We start from the raw sequence: 16,737 nt of genomic DNA on the forward strand, positions 1-16,737 counted from the left end.
CCTTCTACAGGCTGGCGCGCAGCGCGTCGATCAATCGGGTCGTCTCGTCGGGGGTGCCGACGGTCAGGCGCAGGCAGTTGGCGAGCGAGGGGTGCAGCGCCGAGACGTTCTTCACCAGCACGCCGCGCGACTTGAGGCCGGCGAAGGCCGCTGCGGCGTCGGGCACACGCGCCAGGATCATGTTCGCCTCGCTGGGCCAGGCGTGAACGCCGGGCATCGTCTGCAGCTCCTCGTGCAGGCGCTGGCGCTGGGCGCGGATCTCGGCGGCCTGGCGCGCGTACTCGTCGGCGTGCTCCAGCGCGAACAGCGCGGCCTCGGCGTTGAGCACGCTGACGTTGAACGGCGGGCGCAGCTTGTCGATCTCGCCGATCAGCGCGCTGCGGCCCATCAGGTAGCCGATGCGCACGCCGGCCAGGCCGAACTTGCTCATCGTGCGCATCACCAGCACGTGCGGGTGGGCCGCCAGCCGCGCCATCGAGTCGCGTGCGGCGAAGGGCTGGTAAGCCTCGTCCATCACGACCAGGCCGCCGGCTTCGCCCATCGCCGCGATCAGGCGGTCGACGACGGCATCGTCCCAGAGGTTGCCGGTCGGGTTGTTCGGATAGGCGAGGTACAGCAGCGACGGACGGTGCTCGGCGATCGCCGCCAGCATCGCCGTTTCGTCGAGCTCGAAGTCGGCGGCCAGCGGCACGCCGACGAAACGCACGCCCTGCAGCGCCGCCGACAGCCCGTACATCACGAAGCTCGGCAGCGGCGACATGAAGACCGCGCCCGGCACCGCGCAGGCCAGGCTGAGCATCGTGATGAGCTCGTCGGAGCCGTTGCCCAGCGTCAGCGCGCAGCCTTCGGGCAGGCCGGCGAAGCTCGCCAGCGCCGCCTTCAGGTCCTCGGTGCGCTCGGCCGGGTAGCGGTTGATCGCCACACGGCCCAGACGCTCGCCCAGCGCCTGCTGCAGCTCAGGCGGCAGCGGGAACGGGTTCTCCATCGTGTCCAGCTTGACGAAGCCGGCCGAGGGCTGCACCGCATAGGCGTGCAGGCCCTGGATGTCCTGGCGCACGACGCGCGCCATCAGGGACGGGAGATCGGGAGTCATCGCGGGCTTTCGGGCCTGGGGTTCTGCGACACGGTCACCGGCTGAGCTCAGGCCGCGCTCAACGGGGCTTCAGACGGAACTCGGCGGCCTGGGCGTGGGCCTGCAGCCCTTCGCCGTAGGCCAGCTCGGCGGCGATCGGGCCCAGCACCTGGGCGCCGGCCTCGCTCACCTCGATCAGGCTGCTGCGCTTCTGGAAGTCGTAGACGCCCAGCGGCGACGAGAAGCGCGCGGTGCCCGAAGTCGGCAGCACGTGGTTCGGGCCGGCGCAGTAGTCGCCCAGGCTCTCGCTGGTGTAGGCGCCGAGGAAGATCGCGCCGGCGTGGCGCAGCAGCGGCTCCCAGCGGCCGGGTTCGGCCGAGCTGACTTCCAGGTGCTCGGGCGCGACGCGGTTGGAGATCTCGCAGGCCTCCTCCATCGAGCGCGTGTGGATGAGCGCGCCGCGGCCTTCGAGCGAGGCGCGGATCGTCGCCTGGCGCGGCATCGCCGGCAGCAGGCGCTCGATCTCGGCCTGCACCGCGGCGATGTAGCCGGCATCCGGGCACAGCAGGATGCTCTGCGCCAGCTCGTCGTGCTCGGCCTGGCTGAACAGGTCCATCGCCACCCACTCGGCCGGCGTCGTGCCGTCGGCCAGCACGAGGATCTCGCTCGGCCCGGCGATCATGTCGATGCCGACCTGGCCGAAGACGCGGCGCTTGGCGCTGGCGACGTAGGCGTTGCCCGGGCCGGTGATCTTGTCGACGCGGGGCACCGTCGCCGTGCCGTAGGCCAGCGCGGCCACCGCCTGGGCGCCGCCGATCGTGAAGACGCGGTGGGCACCGGCCACCGCCGCCGCGGCCAGCACCAGCGCGTTGCGCTCGCCGCCGGGCGTCGGCACGACCATCACGATCTCGCCGACACCGGCCACCTGGGCCGGGATGGCGTTCATCAGCACGCTCGACGGGTAGGCCGCCTTGCCGCCGGGCACGTAGATGCCGACGCGGTCCAGCGGCGTGACCTTCTGGCCCAGCAGCGTGCCGTCGGCGTCGCGGTAGCTCCAGCTGCGGCCGCAGGCGTCCAGCTGGCGCTGGTGGTAGTCACGAACGCGTTCGGCGGCAGCCTCGAGCGCCGAGCGCTGCGCCGGCGTGATCGAGGCCAGCGCGGCGCGCAGTTCGTCGGCGCCGATCTCCAGCGCCGCGACCGAGTCGGCCTGCAGGCGGTCGAAACGCGCCGTGTACTCCAGCACCGCGGCGTCGCCGCGCTGGCGCACGTCGTCGAGGATCGCGGCGACGCGGTTCTCGATCTCGGCGTCGGTCTCGGCCGACCAGTGCAGCACACGCTGGAAACCGGCCTCGAAGCCGGCGTCGGCGGTAGACAGACGGGTGATCGCAACGGGGTTCATGCGCGGGACTCCACGGCTTGCTCGAAGGCGTCGATCAGCGCGCGCAGCGGGGCGCGCTTCAACTTCAGCGCCGCCGGGTTGACGACCAGGCGCGACGAGATGTCCATGATCTTCTCGACCTCGACGAGCTGGTTGGCCTTCAGCGTGCTGCCGGTCGAGACCAGGTCGACGATGGCGTCGGCCAGGCCGGTCAGCGGCGCCAGCTCCATCGAGCCGTAGAGCTTGATCAGGTCGACGTGCACGCCCTTGGCGGCGAAGTGCTGGCGCGCGATCTGGGTGTACTTGGTGGCGACGCGGATGCGTGCGCCCTGGCGCACGGCGTGCGCGTAGTCGAAGTCGGCGCGCGTGGCCACGCTCATGCGGCAGCGTGCGATGCGCAGGTCCAGCGGGCGGTACAGGCCGTCGCCGTGCTCCAGCAGCACGTCCAGGCCGGCGACGCCCAGATCGGCGCCGCCGTGCTGCACGTAGGTCGGCACGTCGCTGGCGCGCACCAGCACGACGCGCACGTCGGGGCGCGTGGTGCCGATGATCAGCTTGCGGCTCTTCTCCGGGTCCTCCAGCACCTCGATGCCGGCGGCCGCCAGCAACGGCAGCGAGTCCTCGAAGATGCGGCCCTTGGACAGTGCGAGGGTGATCATCGGACTCTTTCGATGTCGGCGCCCAGCGCGCGCAGCTTGGCTTCCATGCGGTCGTAGCCGCGGTCCAGGTGGTAGATGCGCTCCACCGTCGTCTCGCCTTCGGCCACCAGGCCGGCGATGACCAGGCTGGCCGAGGCGCGCAGGTCGGTCGCCATCACGGTCGCACCCGAGAGCGTCGGCACGCCCTGGATCATCGCCGTGTGGCCGTCGACCTGGATGCTCGCGCCCAGGCGCACCAGCTCGTTGACGTGCATGAAGCGGTTCTCGAAGATCGTCTCCGAGACCTTGGCCGCGCCTTCGGCGACGCAGTCGACGGCCATGAACTGGGCCTGCATGTCCGTCGGGAAGGCCGGGTACTCGCTGGTGCGGAAGCTCACCGCCTTCGGGCGCGCGTCGGCACGCACGCGGATCCAGTCCTCGCCCGACTCGATGGCAACGCCGGCTTCGCGCAACTTGGTGATGACGGCGTCGAGGTGCTCGGCACGCGCGTCGCGCAGCACGGCCTCGCCGCCGGCGGCGGCCACCGCGCAGAGGAAGGTGCCGGCCTCGATGCGGTCGGGCACGATGCGGTGCGGCGCGGCCGGCGCGTGCAGGCGCTCGACACCCTGGATGCGGATGCGGCCGCTGCCGTGGCCTTCGATCTTCGCGCCCATCGAGATCAGCAGCTCGGCCAGGTCGGTGACCTCGGGCTCCTGAGCGGCGTTCTCCAGCACCGTCTCGCCCTCGGCCAGCGCCGCGGCCATCAGCAGGTTCTCGGTGCCGGTGACGGTGATCATGTCCGTCGTGATGCGCGCGCCGCGCAGCCGGCCGGCGCTGGCGACGATGTTGCCGTGTTCGACCTTGACCGTCGCGCCCATCGCCTGCAGGCCCTTGATGTGCTGGTCGACCGGGCGCGAGCCGATCGCGCAGCCGCCGGGCAGCGACACCGTCGCGCGGCCGAAACGCGCCAGCAGCGGGCCGAGCACGAGGATCGACGCGCGCATCGTCTTCACGAGCTCGTAGGGCGCGACCGGGTCGACGCTGTCGGGCGCGGCGAGCGTCACGCGCGCCGGCTGGTCCTCCGGGCGCTCGACGGCGACGCCCATGCGGCGCAGCAGCGACAGCATCGTCGCCACGTCCTGCAGGCGCGGCACGTTGTCCAGCGTCAGCGGCCCGGCGCACAGCAGCGCGGCGCAGAGCTCGGGCAGCGCGGCGTTCTTGGCGCCGGAGATCGACACCTCGCCTTGGAGGCGGCGTCCGCCGCGGATCAGGAGTTTGTCCATGCTGGTGCTCGGAAAAGCACGCGGCACGGGACGGGCGGCAGCGCAGCACGCGGCCACCCGCGGCGCGCCGCAGGTGCCGTGTCAGGGGTGGTGGGTGGCGCCTTGGGCCGAGTACTCGGCCGGCGTGAGCGTCTTCATCGACAGCGCGTGGATCTGCTCGCGCATTCTATCGCCCAGCGCGGCGTAGACCCGCTGGTGCCGGCGCACGCGGTTCAGGCCCTCGAAGGCCGACGAGACGATGGTGGCGAAGAAGTGGCGGCCGTCGCCTTCGACCTGCAGGTGCTCGCAGGGCAGCCCGGCCTCGATGTAGCCGCGGACTTCGGCGACGGTCGGCTCGGCCATCAGGCGAGTTCCGACTGGCGTTCGATGACGCGCGACACGATGCCGTAGGCGATCGCCTCGTCGGCGCTCATCCAGTAGTCGCGCTCCATGTCGGCCATGACCTTCTCGATCTTCTGGCCGGTCTGGGTGGCGACGACACGCGCGATGCGCTCGCGGGTCTTGATGATTTCCTTGGCCTGGATCGCGATGTCGGTGGCCCGGCCGCCGGCGCCGCCGGCGGGCTGGTGGATCATGAAACGCGTGTTCGGCAGACAGACCCGGCGCTCCTTGGGCGCGGCCAGGTAGATGTGCGTGCCGGCGCTGGCGACCCAGCCGCTGCCGATGGTCGTCACCGGCGCGTTGATGAAGCGGATCATGTCGTGGATCGCGTCGCCGCTTTCCACGTGGCCGCCCGGGCTGCTGATCAGCATGTGGATCGGCGCGTCGGAGTCCTGCGACAGCGCGATCAGGCGCTCGCAGGTGGCGCGCGCCAGCTTGTCGTCGATCTCGCCGAAGACAAGGACGAAACGCGACTTGAACGACAGCTGTTCCTGCAGGCCGCCGGCGGGCTTGGCGGCGTCCTTGTCGGCAGGCTTGGCGTCGCAGGCGGCGTGGATGTGCGTCATGCTCGGAGGCTCGTGCAGGAGGTTGGGGGTCGATTATCTCAGGCCGCCGCGGCGGGCGTCATGACCGCAGCTTGTAGCCCGACGCCAGCAGGCGCAAGGCGATCGCCGAGACGACGACGAAGCTGGTGCCGACGACCGCCAGGCTGAGCCAGGGCGAGACGTCGCTGGCGCCGAAGAAGCCGCGGCGGAAGCCGTCGATCATGTAGAAGAACGGGTTCAGGTGGCTCGCCGCCTGCCAGACGCCGGGCAGCGACTTCACCGAGTAGAAAACGCCCGACAGAAAGGTCATCGGCATGACGATGAAGTTCTGGAACGCGGCAAGCTGGTCGAACTTCTCCGCCCACAGCCCGGCGATCAGGCCCAGCGCGCCCAGCATTCCGGCACCGAGCGCGGCGAAGACCAGCACCCACCACGGTTCGGCCAGGTGCAGCGGCGCGAACCAGACGGTGACCAGCAGCACGCCCAGGCCGACGACCAGCCCGCGTACCGCCGACGCCCCGACATAGGCGACGAACCAGGCCCAGTGCGACAGCGGCGTCAGCAGCAGGAAGACGAGGTTGCCGGTGATCTTGCTCTGGATCAGCGAGGAGCTGGTGTTGGCGAAGGCGTTCTGCAGCACGCTCATCATCACCAGCCCGGGCACGAGGAAGCTCGTGTAGCGCACGCCGGGGAAGACCTCGACGTGGTCCTCCAGCACGTGGCCGAAGATCAGCAGGTACAGCACCGCGGTCAGCACCGGCGCGGCGACGGTCTGGAAGGCCACCTTCCAGAAGCGCAGCACCTCCTTGCGGAACAGCGTGCCGGCGCCGGCGAGGTCGATGCCGCTCATCGTGCGCCCTCCCCGCCCATGATCCCGAGGAAGACGTCCTCGAGGTCGGCACGACCGATCTCCAGGTCCTCGACAGAGACGCCGGCTTCGCGCAGCGTGGCCAGGTCGTGTTCGACCTCGGCGGCGTCGCGCGCCTGCAGCTGCACGATGCGGCCGGTGACGCGGGCGCGCGCCGCCAGCGCCGGCGGCAGCGCGGCGTCGGTCTTGAAGCGCAGCATCGTGCTCGCCATGCCCGACAGCAGCGCCGAGGTGCGGTCCAGCGCGACGACGCGGCCCTGCTTGAGCATCGCGATGCGGCCGCACAGCGCCTCGGCTTCTTCCAGGTAATGCGTGGTCAGCAGCACCGTGTGGCCTTCGCGGTTCAGGCGTGCGACGAAGTGCCACAGCGTCTGGCGCAGCTCGACGTCGACGCCGGCGGTCGGCTCGTCGAGCACGATGACCGGCGGCCGGTGCACCAGCGCCTGGGCGACGAGCACACGCCGCTTCATGCCGCCGGAGAGCTGGCGCATGTTGGCGCCGCCCTTGTCGGCCAGGCCGAGGTTGGCCAGCAGCTCGTCGATCCAGTCGTCGTTGTGCTTCAGGCCGAAGTAGCCGCTCTGGATGCGCAGCGTCTCGCGCACGCTGAAGAACGGGTCGAAGACCAGCTCCTGCGGCACGATGCCCAGCGCCCGGCGCGCGGCGGCGAAGTCGGTGACGACGTCGTGGCCCATGACCTCGACGCGGCCGCCGCTGGCTTGCGCCAGCCCGGCGAGGATGGAGATCAGCGTCGTCTTGCCGGCGCCGTTGGGGCCGAGCAGGCCGAAGAACTCGCCCGGCTCGATGTCGAAACTGACGCCGTCCAGGGCCTGGACGGTGCCGCGTGCGCCGCGGAAGGTCTTGGTGACGTGGTCGAAACGGACAGCGGGCATGGGGGGCGGATTGTAGGCAGCGCACCCCAGACCCCACGGTGCACAATGCGCCGCACCATGCCGACGCCCAAGAAGCCGCGGCGCACCGCGGAACGCATCCTCGAGGTGACGCTGGACCTCTTCAACCGGTTCGGCGAGCCGAACGTCAGCACGACGCTGATCTCGGCCGAGCTCGGCATCAGCCCCGGCAACCTGTACTACCACTACCCGGCCAAGGACGAGCTGATCAACGCGCTGTTCGACCGTTACGAACGTGCGCTGGACGAGCTGCTGCGTGCCGCCGACGGCGTGCGCAACGTCGAGGACGCGTGGCTGTTCCTGCACATGTTCTTCGAGCTGGTCTGGCAGTACCGCTTCCTGTACCGCGACCTGAACGACCTGCTCAGCAAGAACCGGCGCCTGGAGACGCACTTCCAGTTCGTGCTGCGCCACAAGGGCGAGGCGGTGCGCGAGCTGCTGGCCGGTCTGTCGGGTGCCGGCGCGGTGAAGCTGACGCCCGAGGAGGCCGAGCCGCTGGCCACCGCGATGGTCGTCGTGCTGACCTACTGGCTGAGCTACGAATACGTGCGCGACCCGCGCCGGGCGCTGGAGCCCGAAGGCGCCGGCGCGGCGCTGGCGCGTGGCGCCTGGCACACGATGAGCCTGCTGCTGCCCTATCTGGACGCCGAGTCGCGCGCGCACCTGAACGCGCTGGCCGCGCCCTACCGCGCCTGATGGCGCGCTGGGTGCGTTTCCCCTGGCCCGACGCGGGCTACGTGCACGAGCCGGCGGCGCTGCGCCGGCGCTGGAAGCGGCTGCATGTCGGCGACGCCGAGCCGCTGCCACGCGATGCGGCGCTGCTCGCGGCCTGGGCGAAGCTCCATGCCGGCGAGTTCCGCGCCGCCTACGACGCCGCGCTGGCGCTGGGGCCGGCCGGCGTCACGCTGGCCAACAAGGCCCAGGCGCTGCAGGCCACCTACCTCGAACGCACCGAACGCACGCGGCTGGCGATGGTCGACGAGGTCGCGCGCCGTGCCCTTGCCCAGCAGAAGGCCGAGCCCGCCAACCCGGCGGGCTGGTTCTGGCACGCCTACGCGCTGGGCCGGCGCGCCGAGTCGCTGGATCTGCTGAAGCTCGTCGCCGAACGCCTGGCGCCGCAGGTGCGGCAGTCGCTCGAACACACGCTGAAGCTGGCGCCGAAGCACCCCGAAGCGCACCTGGCGCTGGCCACTTTCCACGCCGAGGCCATCGCGCGCGTCGGCCGGCTGCTGGCGATGACCGAAGGCGCCGACGCCGTCAAGGGCCTGGCGCACTACCGCCAGGCGCTGGCGCTGAACCCGGCCAGCGCGATCGTGAAGGTCGAGGTCGCACGCGGGCTGCTGATCCTCGAAGGCGAGGCGGCGCGGCCCGAGGCCCGGCGGCTGCTGGCCGACGCGGCACGCCACGTGCCGGCCGACGCGATCGAACGGCTGGAAGTCGAGGCGGCGAAGCTGGCGCTGCAGGCGGCGGTTTAGGCGGCCGCGCCGTCCTCGCCCGGCCAGGGCAGCATCATCGTCAGCCAGAGCAGCTTCTCGAACTCGGGCTCGAAACGTTCGACGATGGCCTCGGGGTCGGGGCACAGCGCGGTGTCGGCGATCAGGCCGAACTGCACGCCACCGCCGTAGCTGAGCACGCTGACGCCCAGGCCGACGTCGCCCGAGGCCGGCACCCAGAACATGGTCTGGCGCAACGTCGAGCCGCAGAACCTCAGCGGCTCGCGCGGGCCGGGCACGTTGGTCATCACCGCGGTGGTCTTGCGTGCGAAGAGGCCCAGCACCGCGTCCTGCACCGGCTTGACGAGGAAACCCGCCATCGCCAGCACCGCGAAGGCCAGCAGCGGCTGGTAACTGCCCTTCAGCTCGGCCATGCGCTGGCGCACCGCGTAGACGCGTTCGATGGGGTTCTCGATGCCGATCGGCAGCACCAGCGGCGCCAGGCCGAAGCGGTTGCCCAGCTGCCAGGCCTTGTCCATCGGCCGCAGGTTCACCGGCACCATGGCCCGGATCTCCTTGCCCGCCGGGTCGTCGCCGCATTCGTGCAGGTAGCGGCCGATCGCGCCGGCCACGCAGGCCAGCAGCACGTCGTTGATCGAGCAGCCCAGCGCCTTGCCGACGGCCTTGACGGTGTCCAGCGGCAGCGGTTCGTTCCAGGCCACGGCCTTCAGGCCGCCGGGCTTGCCTTTCAGCGCGGTCGGCGAGTCGTCGGCCATCAGCGCCAGCGACGCGGCGTCGTGCACCACCTGCCAGCCGTGGCGCGCCACCGCGAGCGAGCCCCACAGCGGCGCCTGCGGGTGCGCCAGCATCTCCATCGAGCGGGCGACACCGTTGCCGTACATGCCGATCGCCTTGACCGTCAGGTCGGTGATCGGGCGCAGCACCGCGTCGGCCAGCCAGTCGTGTTCATGCGCGTGGTCGTGGCCATGCGCGTGCTGCGGGTGCTTCGGCGGCTCGGCGCCGCCGTCGGTGATGGACAGCATCACCGAGATCAGCGCGATGCCGTCGGCGATGCAGTGGTGCAGGCGCACGACGATGGCCGAGCCACCTTCGTAGCGCTCGATGAGGTGGAACTGCCACAGCGGGCGCTGGGGGTCGAGCGGCGTCGCGGCGAGTTCGGCGCACAAGGCCTTCAGCGCGGCGCGCTCGTCCTGGCCGCGGCGGCGCGGCAGCTTCGTCGTGACGACGTGGCGCGAGAGGTCGAAGTCATCGTCCTCGACCCAGGAGGCGCCGAGCAGGTCGGGCACGGCGCGCTGGCGGAAACGCGCGTAGCGCAGGAAACGCTCCTCGACACGCCGCCGCAGCGCCGCCAGCGTGATGCCGGGCTCCAGCAGCCAGACACCGACGATCATCATCAGGTTGACGTCGTTGTCCATGCGCAGCCACGCGGTGTCCACGCGTGACATGCGCTCGGCGTCAAGACTCATGCGCTCCTCCGCTTTTTCGCGGCACGATGGCCGCTAACATCGGGAGCGTCAAGCCCGGATCACGGGTCAGAGGAGACCTGCACCATGCCGCAACTCAAGGCTGCGTTCGAAAAGGCCGTCGCGGAGAGCAAGTCGCTGCCGGCCAAGCCCGACAACGCGACGCTGCTGAAGATCTATTCGCTCTACAAGCAGGCCACGGTCGGCGACGTCGAAGGCGACCGCCCGGGCTTCACCGACTTCGTCGGCCGGGCGAAGTACGACGCCTGGGCGGGCTTGAAGGGCAAGAGCGCGAACGAGGCGATGCAGGAATACATCGACCTCATCGAGGACTTGAAGTAAGGCTTCAGCCGCGCTTCTTCGCGTCGCCCGCGTGGCGGGCGAGCTGCTGGTCGAGGTTGCTGCGGATCTCGCGTTCGATCGTCTTGCTGAAGGCGCCGAGCAGGAAACCGAGCTTGGCGTCGAGGTCGAAGTGATCGGCAGCGACGACCAGGCGGCCGTTGACGCCGCTGCGGCGGAACTCGACCGTGTCGCTGCTCTCGCCGCGCACGATGCGGCACTGCATGTCGAACTGGGTGCGGCACTGCTCGGCCCAGTCGTCGGCCACCGCGCGGGCCACGTCCAGGCCCAGATCGTGTTCGCGTCGGATGCGGATATCGCTCACTCGTCAACTCCTGTCGCCGCGGCGGCGGCCAGTGCCGCACGCCGCTCCGCCTTGGGCAGCGCGGCCAGCCGCGCCACCTCGGCATAGAACCGTTTGAAATCGGCGCCTTCGGCCTCGAAGAGCCGCTCGAACGCCGGCACCCACTCGTCGTAGGCCGCCTGCACGCCCAGCGCCGCGTTGTTCGCATTGTCGAACCAGGCGTCGTAACCGGCATAACCCGCCCACTCTCCGGCTTTCAGCGCCGCGTGGCGCGCGCGCATCGCGGCCATCAGCTCGGCCTTGCGGGCGCGTTTGGTCGCGTCGTCGGCGTCGCTGGCGTACAGCGTGCGCAGCGCCTCGCGCGTCTCGCCGATCAGCGCACGGAAGGCACGCCGGCGGGCGTCGGAGCGTTCGTACTCGGCCCGTACCGCGGCATCGGCGCGCTGGTCCAGCCAGCGCCGCACGCCCAGGCGCTCGACCGCGGTGGCGAAGGACTCGTTGAACGGCGTGTCGTCCTGGGCGTAGGCGACCTGGTGCGCGAGTTCGTGGAACACCAGCCGCGCCAGCTCGCCTTCGGACCAGCCGATGAAGGTCGACAGCAGCGGGTCGCCGCCCAGCCATTCGCTCCAGCCCAGCGTCGAATAGGCCGGCACGCCGTAGACCCAGACCTCGCGGCCTTCGGCCTTCAACTCGGCGGCCAGCGCGTCGGCGCCGTCACGCTGGAAGTAGCCGCGGTAGCCGACGCAGCCCATCACCGGCCAGCACCAGGTCTGCAGCTTCAGCGACAGCTCGGGCGCGGCGACGACGTTCCAGACGACGGCCTTGCGGTCGAGCTCGGCATAACGTTTGTAGCTGCGGTTGTCGGGAAGCTTCAGCTCGGCGACGGCAAAGGCGCGCAAGCGCTGCGCCAGTTCCAGCCGGGCGTGCAGTGCCGGCGGCGTCGCCGGGTCGGCCAGCCAGTCCTCGACCGGACGCGAGCGCTGAAGCAGGTCCAGGTGGCCTTGCAGCGCCTGGGCGACGTAGGCGACGTTGCTGCAGCCGGCCAGGGCCGCCACTGCGGCCAGGACGATGGCCAGCCCGAAACGGCGCATCAGGCGACCGCCACCTCGACGAGGCAGTCGTAGAAGCTCGGCGCGCGGCCGATGTCGGTGAGCCGCTGGTGCGTCAGCTCGTTGACGTTGGTGCCGTCGCGGCCCAGCTTGCGCCACCAGACGCCCAGGCCGACGACGACGCCCGGCCGCGCGCGTGTGCTGACCGCCGCGGCGCAGCGGTACTCGCCGCGTTCGTTGAAGACCCGCACCTCGGCACCATCGGCGATGCCGCGTGCGGCGGCATCGTCGGGGTGGATCTCCAGCAGCGGCTCGCCTTCGACGGCACGCAGGCTCTTCACGTTGACGAAGGTCGAGTTCAGGAAGTGGCGCGCCGGCGGCGAGATCATCGCCAGCGGGAAACGCGCCGCCAGCTCGGGCGTCGTCTCCGCACACTCGTAGTTCGGCACGTGGTCGGGCACGCCCAGCCCCGGCACGTCGACGATGGCCTTGCCCGAAGGCGTCGGGAAGCCCTTGGCGAACGGCGCCTCGGCGACGTCCAGCCTGGCCCAGCCGCGCCGCTCCAGCGAATCGAGATCGACGCGGTCGGCGAGGAAGGCGCGCCGCGCCAGCGTCTCGTCGTCGTCGGCAAAACACGGGTCGTCGAAGCCCATGCGTTCGGCCAGCGCGCGGAAGATCGCGGCGTTGGAGCGCGCCTCGCCCAGCGGCTCGATCGCCGGCTTGTTCAGCAGCGCGTAGGTGTGGCCGTAGGCGGTGTGCGCGTCCCAGTGTTCGAGCTGGGTCGTCGCCGGCAGCACGAGGTCGGCGTGGTCGGCGGTGTCGGTCAGGAAGTGCTCCAGCACGACGGTGAACAGGTCCTCGCGCGCGAAGCCGGCGACGACCTTGCGGCTCTCGGGCGCCACCGCCACCGGGTTGCTGTTGTAGACGACGACGGCCTCGATGCGCGGGCCGAATGCGGGCGAGGCTTCGCGCAGCAGGTCGTCGCCGATCGTGCTCATGTTGATCGTGCGCGGCTGGCGGCCGGCCAGCAGGTCGGGGCGCTGCAGCCAGGCGTCGTCGCGCCGGCCGGCGAACCAGCCCGAGGCCGACAGCAGCAGGCCGCCGGCGCGGTGGCGCCAGGCGCCGGTCAGGCAGGGCAGCAAGGCGATCAGGCGCACCGCGCTGCCGCCGCCGTGCACACGCTGCATGCCGTAGTTCAGGCGGATCGCCGCCGGTTTCGTCGTGCCGTAGTCGCGCGCCAGGCCGCGGATCTGCTCGACCGTCAGGCCGCAGAGCGCGGCGGCCCGTTCGGCCGGCCACTGCAGCGCGCGTTCACGCAGCGCCGGCCAGCCGTCGACGTAACGTTCCAGGTAGTCGTGGTCCAGCCAGTCGTTCGTGATCAGTTCGTGCATCAGCGCCAGCGCCAGCGCGCCGTCGCTGCCGGGGCGCAGTGCCAGGTGCTCGTGGCACTTCTCGGCGGTCTCGGTTCGCCGCGGGTCGATGCAGACCAGCTTGGCGCCCTGGCGCTTGGCGGCCTGGGCGATGGTCCAGAAGTGCAGGTTCGAGGCGATCGAGTTGCTGCCCCAGATCAGGATCAGCCGGCTCTCGGCGAAGTGCTCGACGTGCATGCCGGCCTTGATGCCGTAGGTCGCCAGCAGCGCCTCGCTGCCGGCCGAGGCGCAGATCGTGCGGTCCAGCCGCGAGGCGCCGAGCTGGTGGAAGAAGCGCGCCGCCATGCTCTCGCCCTGCACCAGGCCCATCGTGCCGGCGTAGCTGTACGGCAGGATGGCCTCGGGGTCGCGTGCGGCGATCGCCTTCAGGCGTGCGGCGATCGCATCCAGCGCCTCGTCCCAGGACACCGGCACGAACTCGCCGCGGCCCTTGGGGCCGACACGCTTCAGCGGCGTCAGCACACGCTCGGGGTGGTAGGTGCGCTCCGGGTAGCGGCTGACCTTGGTGCACAGCGCGCCGTTCGTCGTCGGGTGCTCCGGGTCGCCCTGCACCCGCACCGCACGGCCGTTCTCGACGGTGACCCGCATCGCGCAGGTGTCGGGGCAGTCGTGCGGGCAGGCGGCGTGCACGACGCGGATGTCGGGAGCGGCGTTCATGGTCGGAGCGTGGCGGTAGGCGGCGCGAAGGCCGAGATGGTGCCATGCGACCGCCGGCCCGCCGCTCGACACGGTATCTCCCCGGCGACCGATGCGGCGCGGGATCGGGGCTAGGATCGCCGTTTGGCCGTCCCCTGCCCTGCCCGATGAAGCTGATCGATTCCATCGTCGCCGACGCCGCCGGCATCGCCACGCTGCGACGTGACCTGCACGCCCACCCCGAGCTGTGTTTCGAGGAACAGCGCACCAGCGACCTGATCGCCGCCGCGCTGGAAGGCTGGGGCATCCCGGTGCACCGCGGGCTGGGCAAGACCGGCGTCGTCGGCATCGTGAAAAACGGCAGCTCGGCGCGCGCCGTCGGCCTGCGTGCCGACATCGACGCGCTGCCGATCACCGAGAAGAACACGTTCGCGCACGCCAGCCGCCACGCCGGCCGCATGCACGCCTGCGGCCACGACGGCCACACGGCGATGCTGCTGGCGGCCGCCCAGCACCTGGCGACGAACCGGAACTTCGACGGCACCGTGTACCTGGTGTTCCAGCCGGCCGAAGAAGGCGGCGGCGGCGCGCGCGAGATGATCCAGGACGGCTTGTTCGAGCGTTTCCCGATGGAGGCGGTCTTCGGCGCCCACAACTGGCCGGGGCTGGAAGCCGGCCAGTTCGCGGTGAAGACCGGCCCGGTCTTCGCCAGCAGCAACGAGTTCAAGGTGACGATCCGCGGCAAGGGCGCGCACGCGGCGATGCCGCACAACGGCATCGACCCGGTGCTCGTCGCCTGCCAGCTGGTCAACGCCTGGCAAGGCATCGTCACGCGCAACAAGCGCCCGATCGACACCGCGGTGATCTCGACGACGATGATCCACGCCGGCGAGGCGACCAACGTCATCCCCGACAGCGTCGAGCTGCAGGGCACGGTGCGCACCTTCACGACCGAGGTGCTGGACCTGGTGGAGCGCCGCATGCAGCAGGTGGCCGAAGCGACCTGCGCGGCCTACGACGCACGCTGCGAGTTCGAGTTCCACCGCAACTACCCGCCGACGATCAACCACCCGGCCGAGACCGAGTTCGTGCGCCGCACGCTGGCCGAGGTGGTGGGCGCGGCCAACGTGCTCGAGTTCGAGCCGACGATGGGCGCCGAGGACTTCAGCTTCTACCTGCAGCAGCAGCCCGGCTGCTACTTCGTCATCGGCAACGGCGACGGCACGCACCGCGAGGCCGGCCACGGCCTGGGGCCGTGCATGCTGCACAACCCGAGCTACGACTTCAACGACGAGCTGATCCCGATCGGCGCCTCGGCCTGGGTGCGGCTGGCCGAAGCCTGGCTGGCGCAGCCGCGGCCCTGAGGCCAGGACAGCGGATGTCCTGAAACGTCCGCCTCGCGTCCGGTTCGGGCCCGGCGCGCGCACACTGCGAGAGGCACGATGCGGTCACCTTCCACCACCGCACGAGGCCTCCCGATGTCCACCGCCGTCCTGTTGATCGACGTCCAGCAGTCCTTCACCGCGCGTCCCTACTGGGACCCGGCGGCCGCGCCGGGCTTGCTGGAGCGTGTCAATGCGCTTGTGTCCGGCGCCGCCGAACGCGGCCTGCCGGTGGTGCGCATCCTGCACACCGACGGCCCGAAAACAGCCGACAACCCGTTCGCGCTCGAAAGCGGCCTCGTGCGCCCGCTGGACGGCCTGGCGCCTTACGACGCCGCGGCCAGCTTCCTGAAGCAGCGCCACAGCGCGCTGGTCGGCACCGGGCTCACGGTCTGGCTGCACCAGCAGGGCATCCGCCGGCTGATCGTCGCCGGCATCCGCACCGAGCAGTGCTGCGAGACGACGACGCGCCACGCCAGCGACGAAGGCTGGGAGGTCGACTACGTCACCGAGGCCACGCTGACCTTCGCGATGACGACACCCGCCGGCCGCACGCTGAGCCCGGCCGAGCTCTACGAACGTACCGAGACCGTGCTCGCCGGGCGTTTCGCGACGATCTGCAGCGTCGAGGAGGCCTTGCGCCGCGCCGCATGATCGACGTCGTCTTCGTCATCCTGCCCGACACGCTGCTGCTGGACCTGGCCGGTCCGGCCGAGGTCTTGCGCCTCGCCAACCAGCAGCTGGCGCGCCGCGGCCGGCCGCCGGCTTTCAGTCTGCGCCACGTCGGCCCCGAGCCGCAGGCGGCGAGTTCGGTCGGCGCGACGATCACGGCGCTGGAGCCGCTGCCGGCCAGCTTCGACCGCGAGACCTGGGTCGTGCTGCTGGGCCAGCCAAGCGGCAACGAGAGCGCGCTGCAACAGCCGCTGCCGGCGCACTGGGCCGCGACACGCCGCTGGCTGGCCGAGGCGGTGGCGCCGCGCCTGGGCGCCGGCGTCGAGCTGCTGACGGTCTGCGCCGGCGCGCTGCTGGCGGCCGACGCCGGCCTGCTGGCCGGGCGGCGCTGCACGACGCACCACGAGATGCTCGGCGAGCTGCAGCGCCTGGCGCCGAGCGCCCAGGTGCTGGCCAACCGCCTGTTCGTCACCGACGGTCCGGTGGCGACGAGCGCCGGCGTCACCGCCGGCATCGACCTTGCGCTGCACGCCGTCGGGCGCGTCTGCGGCGAGGCCGTGGCGGCGGCCGTGGCGCAGACGATGGTCGTCTTCCACCGCCGCGGCAGCGAGGACCCGCAGCACTCGGCGCTGCTCGCCGGCCGCGAGCACCTGCACCCGGCGCTGCACCGCGTGCAGGACGCGGTGCTCGACGACCCGGCCGCCCACTGGCCGCTGGAGAAACTCGCGGCGCTGGCCCATGTCTCGCCGCGCCACCTGGCGCGGCTGTTCGCCGAACACGTGGGCAGCAGCCCACGCGCCTGGATCGAGGACCTGCGCGTCGCGCTCGCCGAACGTGCGCTGCGCGAGGGCCGGGCGACCAAGCAGGCGGTCGCCGAAGCCGGCCTGGGCGGCACGCGCCAGTGGCGGCGCGTGCGCGCGCGGCGCAGCGCCTGA

The 16,737-nt window shown here is 71.3% G+C and carries 18 protein-coding genes; 6 read left to right on the top strand and 12 right to left on the bottom strand.

The window, feature by feature from the left end; translation table 11 throughout:
* Positions 1-4 precede the first annotated feature (4 nt).
* The 8 genes from hisC to G5B56_RS08440 form a co-directional block, all read right to left on the bottom strand.
* A complete protein-coding gene (hisC, locus tag G5B56_RS08405) occupies positions 5-1,093 on the bottom strand; it encodes a histidinol-phosphate transaminase (protein ID WP_164962906.1) in 1,089 nt (362 codons plus the stop codon).
* Between the two features lie 58 nt (positions 1,094-1,151).
* On the bottom strand, positions 1,152-2,471 hold the full coding sequence (gene hisD, locus G5B56_RS08410) for a histidinol dehydrogenase (protein WP_009858300.1): 1,320 nt from the start codon (positions 2,469-2,471) through the stop codon (positions 1,152-1,154).
* Positions 2,468-3,109 carry an ATP phosphoribosyltransferase gene (gene hisG, locus G5B56_RS08415; protein ID WP_009858299.1) on the bottom strand — a complete coding sequence of 214 codons (642 nt, stop codon included), beginning with the start codon at positions 3,107-3,109 and terminating at the stop codon, positions 2,468-2,470. Before hisG ends, hisD begins: the two co-directional genes overlap by 4 nt.
* Positions 3,106-4,371: a UDP-N-acetylglucosamine 1-carboxyvinyltransferase gene (gene murA, locus G5B56_RS08420; protein ID WP_164962907.1), complete on the bottom strand. Its 1,266-nt coding sequence runs from the start codon at positions 4,369-4,371 to the stop codon at positions 3,106-3,108. The genes hisG and murA overlap by 4 nt, the downstream gene beginning before the upstream one ends.
* A gap of 81 nt (positions 4,372-4,452) precedes the next feature.
* Positions 4,453-4,713, bottom strand: coding sequence for a BolA family protein (locus G5B56_RS08425; RefSeq protein WP_009858297.1), 261 nt, complete (start codon positions 4,711-4,713; stop codon positions 4,453-4,455).
* A complete protein-coding gene (locus G5B56_RS08430; RefSeq protein WP_009858296.1) occupies positions 4,713-5,318 on the bottom strand; it encodes an ATP-dependent Clp protease proteolytic subunit in 606 nt (201 codons plus the stop codon). Before G5B56_RS08430 ends, G5B56_RS08425 begins: the two co-directional genes overlap by 1 nt.
* 58 nt (positions 5,319-5,376) lie before the next feature.
* Complete coding sequence (locus G5B56_RS08435; protein WP_164962908.1) at positions 5,377-6,147, bottom strand: ABC transporter permease; 771 nt, start codon at positions 6,145-6,147, stop codon at positions 5,377-5,379.
* Positions 6,144-7,055, bottom strand: coding sequence for an ABC transporter ATP-binding protein (locus tag G5B56_RS08440; protein WP_164962909.1), 912 nt, complete (start codon positions 7,053-7,055; stop codon positions 6,144-6,146). The genes G5B56_RS08435 and G5B56_RS08440 overlap by 4 nt, the downstream gene beginning before the upstream one ends.
* A gap of 57 nt (positions 7,056-7,112) precedes the next feature.
* Here G5B56_RS08440 and G5B56_RS08445 point away from each other — a divergent pair, with 57 nt between their 5' ends.
* Both G5B56_RS08445 and G5B56_RS08450 read left to right on the top strand, forming a co-directional pair.
* Positions 7,113-7,769 (top strand): TetR/AcrR family transcriptional regulator, encoded by a 657-nt coding sequence (locus tag G5B56_RS08445; protein WP_009858293.1) that lies wholly within the window; start codon positions 7,113-7,115, stop codon positions 7,767-7,769.
* Positions 7,769-8,548, top strand: a complete 780-nt coding sequence (locus tag G5B56_RS08450) for a hypothetical protein (RefSeq protein ID WP_164962910.1) — start codon at positions 7,769-7,771, stop codon at positions 8,546-8,548. The genes G5B56_RS08445 and G5B56_RS08450 overlap by 1 nt, the downstream gene beginning before the upstream one ends.
* On the opposite strand, the gene G5B56_RS08455 is transcribed toward G5B56_RS08450, so the two are convergent.
* Positions 8,545-9,993: a wax ester/triacylglycerol synthase family O-acyltransferase gene (locus G5B56_RS08455; RefSeq protein ID WP_164962911.1), complete on the bottom strand. Its 1,449-nt coding sequence runs from the start codon at positions 9,991-9,993 to the stop codon at positions 8,545-8,547. The two genes, G5B56_RS08450 and G5B56_RS08455, sit on opposite strands and share 4 nt — an antisense overlap.
* Positions 9,994-10,077: 84 nt before the next feature.
* Between G5B56_RS08455 and G5B56_RS08460 the strand changes: the two genes are divergently transcribed.
* Positions 10,078-10,332 carry an acyl-CoA-binding protein gene (locus tag G5B56_RS08460; protein WP_009858290.1) on the top strand — a complete coding sequence of 85 codons (255 nt, stop codon included), beginning with the start codon at positions 10,078-10,080 and terminating at the stop codon, positions 10,330-10,332.
* A 4-nt stretch (positions 10,333-10,336) separates the two neighbouring features.
* Here G5B56_RS08460 and G5B56_RS08465 read toward each other — a convergent pair whose 3' ends face one another.
* From G5B56_RS08465 to G5B56_RS08475, 3 genes are read right to left on the bottom strand one after another with little or no spacing between them, the layout of a single operon-like run.
* Positions 10,337-10,654: a polyhydroxyalkanoic acid system family protein gene (locus G5B56_RS08465; RefSeq protein ID WP_164962912.1), complete on the bottom strand. Its 318-nt coding sequence runs from the start codon at positions 10,652-10,654 to the stop codon at positions 10,337-10,339.
* The gene (locus G5B56_RS08470) at positions 10,651-11,724 is read right to left on the bottom strand and encodes an aminopeptidase (RefSeq protein WP_164962913.1); all 1,074 of its coding nucleotides are present in this window, start codon (positions 11,722-11,724) and stop codon (positions 10,651-10,653) included. Before G5B56_RS08470 ends, G5B56_RS08465 begins: the two co-directional genes overlap by 4 nt.
* The gene (locus tag G5B56_RS08475; RefSeq protein ID WP_164962914.1) at positions 11,724-13,769 is read right to left on the bottom strand and encodes a molybdopterin-dependent oxidoreductase; all 2,046 of its coding nucleotides are present in this window, start codon (positions 13,767-13,769) and stop codon (positions 11,724-11,726) included. The genes G5B56_RS08470 and G5B56_RS08475 overlap by 1 nt, the downstream gene beginning before the upstream one ends.
* Before the next feature lie 146 nt (positions 13,770-13,915).
* On the opposite strand from G5B56_RS08475, the gene G5B56_RS08480 reads away from it, so the two are divergent.
* The 3 genes from G5B56_RS08480 (at position 13,916) to G5B56_RS08490 (ending at position 16,737) form a co-directional block, all read left to right on the top strand.
* The gene (locus G5B56_RS08480) at positions 13,916-15,112 is read left to right on the top strand and encodes a M20 aminoacylase family protein (RefSeq protein WP_164962915.1); all 1,197 of its coding nucleotides are present in this window, start codon (positions 13,916-13,918) and stop codon (positions 15,110-15,112) included.
* A 114-nt stretch (positions 15,113-15,226) separates the two neighbouring features.
* Positions 15,227-15,784 carry a cysteine hydrolase family protein gene (locus tag G5B56_RS08485; RefSeq protein WP_164962916.1) on the top strand — a complete coding sequence of 186 codons (558 nt, stop codon included), beginning with the start codon at positions 15,227-15,229 and terminating at the stop codon, positions 15,782-15,784.
* The gene (locus tag G5B56_RS08490; protein ID WP_164962917.1) at positions 15,781-16,737 is read left to right on the top strand and encodes a GlxA family transcriptional regulator; all 957 of its coding nucleotides are present in this window, start codon (positions 15,781-15,783) and stop codon (positions 16,735-16,737) included. Before G5B56_RS08485 ends, G5B56_RS08490 begins: the two co-directional genes overlap by 4 nt.

The organism is Rubrivivax sp. JA1026 (assembly GCF_011065555.1).
Taxonomy (GTDB): Bacteria; Pseudomonadota; Gammaproteobacteria; order Burkholderiales; family Burkholderiaceae_C; genus Rubrivivax; species Rubrivivax benzoatilyticus.